Genomic DNA, 4536 nt, shown 5'->3' with positions numbered 1-4536 from the left:
ACTTAAATCCAGGCGAAACAATCCGAATTCATTAGGAATGTAGAACTAACAAACCATAAATTTATTTGTTTAATATCAATGCGATAGCATAATTTGTATGATTTTTTAAATCTATGCAATAATGCTGAAATGTACAACTTTACTATCAAATCTAAACTCAATTAAAACCCAAAAATCACATTTTAATATATAAATTTACATTATGTAACATGTTTAACACTTGCTTTAAGATTTGTAATAGCTAGATTGAAAACAGTTGAAGTCCATTTGTTTTAATATTTTCACCCCGTTGGGTCGATATTTTATTTCTACACAGCAGTGCAACATCTGTCAGTACTTCTGGTGCCTCTATTTTAGTAGCGGCAGCTGTCAGGTGTGCGACTAAAAAGTGGAGTTTCATCATGTTTAATGAAGTCCATAGTATTCATGGTCATACATTATTGTTGATCACTAAACCTTCTCTGCAGGCAACTGCGTTATTACAACATTTAAAGCAATCACTGGCGTTAACCGGAAAACTACATAATATTCAACGTTCTCTGGATGATATTTCCTCCGGCTGTATTGTTTTAATGGATATGATGGAGGCAGATAAAAAACTGATCCATTACTGGCAAGATAATTTAAGCAGAAAAAACAACAATATAAAGACTTTATTGTTGAATACCCCTGATGATTATCCCTATCGGGATATTGAAAACTGGCCGCATATCAATGGTGTATTTTACGCAACCGAAGATGAACAACGTGTAGTCAGCGGCTTGCAAGGTGTGTTGCGCGGTGAATGCTACTTTTCGCAAAAGCTCGCCAGCTACCTGATCACGCATTCCGGAAATTACCGTTATAACAGCACGGAGTCGGCACTACTCACTCACCGTGAAAAAGAGATCCTTAATAAACTGCGTATCGGTGCCTCAAATATTGAAATCGCGCGTTCGCTGTTTATCAGTGAAAATACCGTGAAAACGCATCTTTATAATCTTTTCAAAAAGATAGCTGTCAAAAATCGTACGCAGGCGGTCTCGTGGGCCAATGATAACCTCAGGCGATAAAGCCATGAAACGCTATTTGAACTGGATTGTGGCAGCAAATTTGTTCTTTGCTGCCGGGAATCTACACGCGGCTGTAGAGGTGGAGGTTCCCGGACTGTTAACTGACCACACTGTCTCTTCCATTGGCCATGATTTTTATCGCGCCTTTAGTGACAAGTGGGAAAGCAAGTACACAGGAAACTTAACCATTAATGAAAGGCCCAGTGCACGTTGGGGAAGTTGGATTACGATAACGGTTAATCAGGACGTTATCTTCCAGACCTTTTTATTCCCGACGAAAAGAGACTTCGACAAAATAGTGGTCTTCGCATTGGCAGAAACTGAGGAAGCATTAAATCGCCGGCAAATAGATCAAACACTATTAAGCACAAGCGATTTAGCGCGTGATGAATTCTAAAACATGATTTTGTCCGGAGGCTTTCATGCGTGTCAAACATGCAGTGGTTTTGCTCATGCTAATTTCGCCATTAAGTTGGGCCGGAAACATGACGTTCCAGTTCCGCAACCCTAACTTTGGTGGCAACCCAAACAACGGCTCTTTTTTATTAAATAGCGCTCAGGCGCAAAACTCATATAAAGATCCGAGCGCTGGCGACTACGGGATCGAAACCCCAACAGCACTGGATAACTTTACCCAGGCAATTCAGTCGCAAATACTCGGCGGCTTACTCACCAATATCAATACAGGTAAGCCGGGGAGGATGGTAACCAGTGACTTTATCGTTGATATCGCCAACCGGGATGGGCAACTGCAATTGAATGTCACTGACAGGAAAACGGGAAGAACTTCGACTATTGAAGTGTCAGGTTTACAAAACCAGTCAACCGATTTCTAAATGAGAGCCACGAAAGGAAAATATCATGCAGCGCTTACTTATCATGGTGGCAGTAATTTTACTCAGCGGATGCTTAACCGCCCCGCCTCAAGAGGCCGCTAAGCCGACATTAATGCCCCGAGCCCAAAGCTATAAAGATTTGACGCATCTGCCCATGCCTACAGGTAAGATATTTGTGTCGGTATACAACATTCAGGATGAGACTGGCCAGTTTAAGCCTTACCCGGCAAGTAACTTCTCTACCGCCGTCCCGCAAAGCGCCACGGCTATGCTCGTCACCGCATTGAAGGATTCTCGTTGGTTCGTCCCGCTGGAACGTCAGGGGTTACAGAACTTGCTTAACGAACGAAAAATCATTCGTGCGGCACAGGAAAACGGTACGGTTGCCATTAACAACCGGATCCCGCTCCAGTCTCTGACCGCTGCAAACGTCATGGTGGAAGGGTCCATTATTGGTTATGAAAGCAACGTAAAATCAGGTGGTGTCGGCGCGCGCTATTTCGGTATAGGCGCCGATACGCAATACCAGCTTGACCAGATAGCGGTAAACCTGCGTGTGGTTAACGTCAGTACCGGTGAGATCCTCTCATCGGTGAATACCAGCAAAACCATTCTGTCTTATGAAGTACAGGCAGGGGTGTTCCGCTTCATTGACTACCAGCGTCTGTTGGAGGGTGAAATTGGTTATACCTCTAACGAACCGGTTATGCTTTGTCTGATGTCAGCAATTGAAACCGGCGTTATCTTCCTGATTAATGACGGAATAGATCGCGGGTTGTGGGATTTGCAGGATAAGAAACAAGTTGATAATGACATCCTGGTTAAATACCGCCATATGTCGGTACCGCCAGAATCCTGATGGGTCGTTACAGCATAAAAAGCGTGAGGGAAGCCTCACGCTTGTTTTATTTACTGGTCGGGGTTGGCGATATCCTGTTTTCACGGCGTGACGCCAGCCACAAGCCGCTATTTTTCATCGCATAGCCAAATACCAGACCCAGCGCCAAAGATGGCACGACCAGTCGCCAGTCCCCCTGCCCTGCAAACGTTGCACAAGCCCCAATAAACGTGCCCGGCACGAATGAAAGCAACCATTGCTTTGCCTGAATACACATCAAAAACGCGACAATTCCCGTCATGACATAGCCGACAATATCCATATGCGGGGCAAGCGCACTGCCGTTAATAATCACCAACGCCCACACCACACCGCTTAGCAGCGTACACGCTGAGATCCACAGCCCTTTCAGCCCACCTTGCGGACAGGCAAAGTAGGCAGTGCAGCCCAGAAACCCAGCCCAGCTGAGTAAACCGAGAGAAACGGCCACCCATCCCCAGATCCCGGAGAGAATGCCCGTTGTGATTGCAATTGAGAGAAGTATGTTCATGCCGCGCATCTTAGCAGAAAAACGGCATTGGAATGAGATCGCGCACACAAATTATGCAAGTTGATAAATTGCGTTGCAGTTTAGCGTGATTTAAATCACATTTATTCGTCTGTCTCTTCCTGTAATTCGTCCCACATCGCACCAATCGCATCACGTGTCAGGGGCGCAATAGTACGCCAGAATGGCGTATTCGCATGCGCTTCAACTTTGCCCAGAAACGTGCCGCACCAGGGTAACAGGTAGTCCACAAACAAGGTTTCAAGCGCTTCGCTTTCATCTTCCGCAGACTGGTCTTCAAGCCATGAAGCCGCCAGCAACAGCGTGCCAATATGATCTGCCGGCGTATCTGCCAGCGGCATTCCCCGGGCAGAAAGGAATGCACGCACATCCGATTCTTTAGCCCCTTCTACCCAGGCGCTGCGATAAGGCGGCACCGCGCAATCGTCTCCCACAAATAACGCGTTATAATCCGCAGCCAACTGAGGCATATCGCAGCTCTTCTGTAGACGAGCCAGCAGTTCGTCCTGTTCCAGCGGCCAGTTGGCGGAGAGTTTACCTTCGCTAATCAGGGTAAACAGAGGAACCAGTAAAGGGTCCTGCGGTTGGCGGTAAAACAGCGAGCCCAGTACACGACACAGGATAGAAAACTCGTTCATTAATATATTCCAGTTAGTAACAATTACAGTTCAGCAAATTCCGCGATCGGCTCCATGCCTCGCGATTCCAGAAACGTCAGCAGGCGCTTTGGCGTAACGTTTAAAATTCGGTCTTCCGGGAAATTCACATCATCGAGTATTTTACGACATTCACCGAAATCTCCTAAGGTGAAAGCGGTATGTGAATCTGACCCTAACGCGACCCAGCCGCCGGCATCACGCACAGCCGCAGCAACAGCGCGGCAATTGTCCTCACTGCCCTTACGCGAATGCAAAAACGAAGAGTTGTTGATTTCCAACGCAACCTGGTATTTTGCCGCTGCCTGAGCAATCGCAGTGATATCGACGGGATATTTGGGGTTACCCGGGTGGCTGATGATATGGACGTTGCCACTGGCCATAGTGGCTATCATCGCCTGCGTATTCGTCTCTTTATCGTGTGGCGCAAAAACCGGCTCATGAAAGCCTGCGATAATCAGATCCAGGGAAGTGAACATCGGACCTGAACAGTCAATTTCGCCTTCAATATTTTTAATATTCGCTTCAATTCCGCGCAGGATCCCTATGCCGTCCACGACACGAGGCCAAATGCGCATATTAATAA

Annotated in this window: 7 protein-coding genes; 4 read left to right on the top strand and 3 right to left on the bottom strand. The window is 46.6% G+C overall.

Annotation, left to right across the window (positions count from 1 at the left end; genetic code table 11):
• Positions 1 to 401: 401 nt before the first annotated feature.
• From csgD to csgG, 4 genes are read left to right on the top strand one after another with little or no spacing between them, the layout of a single operon-like run.
• Positions 402 to 1052, top strand: a complete 651-nt coding sequence (gene csgD / locus KQJ18_RS21850) for a biofilm master transcriptional regulator CsgD (protein WP_069323303.1) — start codon at positions 402 to 404, stop codon at positions 1050 to 1052.
• Positions 1053 to 1056: 4 nt separating this feature from the next.
• On the top strand, positions 1057 to 1449 hold the full coding sequence (gene csgE / locus KQJ18_RS21845) for a curli production assembly/transport protein CsgE (RefSeq protein WP_038639617.1): 393 nt from the start codon (positions 1057 to 1059) through the stop codon (positions 1447 to 1449).
• A 25-nt stretch (positions 1450 to 1474) separates the two neighbouring features.
• Positions 1475 to 1888, top strand: coding sequence for a curli production assembly/transport protein CsgF (gene csgF / locus KQJ18_RS21840; RefSeq protein WP_016152599.1), 414 nt, complete (start codon positions 1475 to 1477; stop codon positions 1886 to 1888).
• A 25-nt stretch (positions 1889 to 1913) separates the two neighbouring features.
• On the top strand, positions 1914 to 2747 hold the full coding sequence (csgG, locus tag KQJ18_RS21835) for a curli production assembly/transport protein CsgG (RefSeq protein WP_003036082.1): 834 nt from the start codon (positions 1914 to 1916) through the stop codon (positions 2745 to 2747).
• 46 nt (positions 2748 to 2793) lie between these two features.
• On the opposite strand, the gene KQJ18_RS21830 is transcribed toward csgG, so the two are convergent.
• From KQJ18_RS21830 to KQJ18_RS21820, 3 genes are all read right to left on the bottom strand, one after another.
• Complete coding sequence (locus KQJ18_RS21830) at positions 2794 to 3276, bottom strand: DUF1097 domain-containing protein (RefSeq protein WP_038639615.1); 483 nt, start codon at positions 3274 to 3276, stop codon at positions 2794 to 2796.
• Between the two features lie 101 nt (positions 3277 to 3377).
• Positions 3378 to 3932, bottom strand: coding sequence for a molecular chaperone (locus tag KQJ18_RS21825; RefSeq protein WP_038639611.1), 555 nt, complete (start codon positions 3930 to 3932; stop codon positions 3378 to 3380).
• Positions 3933 to 3955: 23 nt separating this feature from the next.
• On the bottom strand, positions 3956 to 4536 hold a 581-nt coding region (locus KQJ18_RS21820; RefSeq protein WP_216422728.1), incomplete at its 5' end, for a PHP domain-containing protein.

This window comes from Citrobacter sp. S55_ASV_140, assembly GCF_018919505.1.
Classification (GTDB): Bacteria; Pseudomonadota; Gammaproteobacteria; order Enterobacterales; family Enterobacteriaceae; genus Citrobacter; species Citrobacter werkmanii.
The sequence above is the reverse complement of the archived record's forward strand: the minus strand, read 5'-3'. Positions and strand labels throughout refer to the sequence as shown.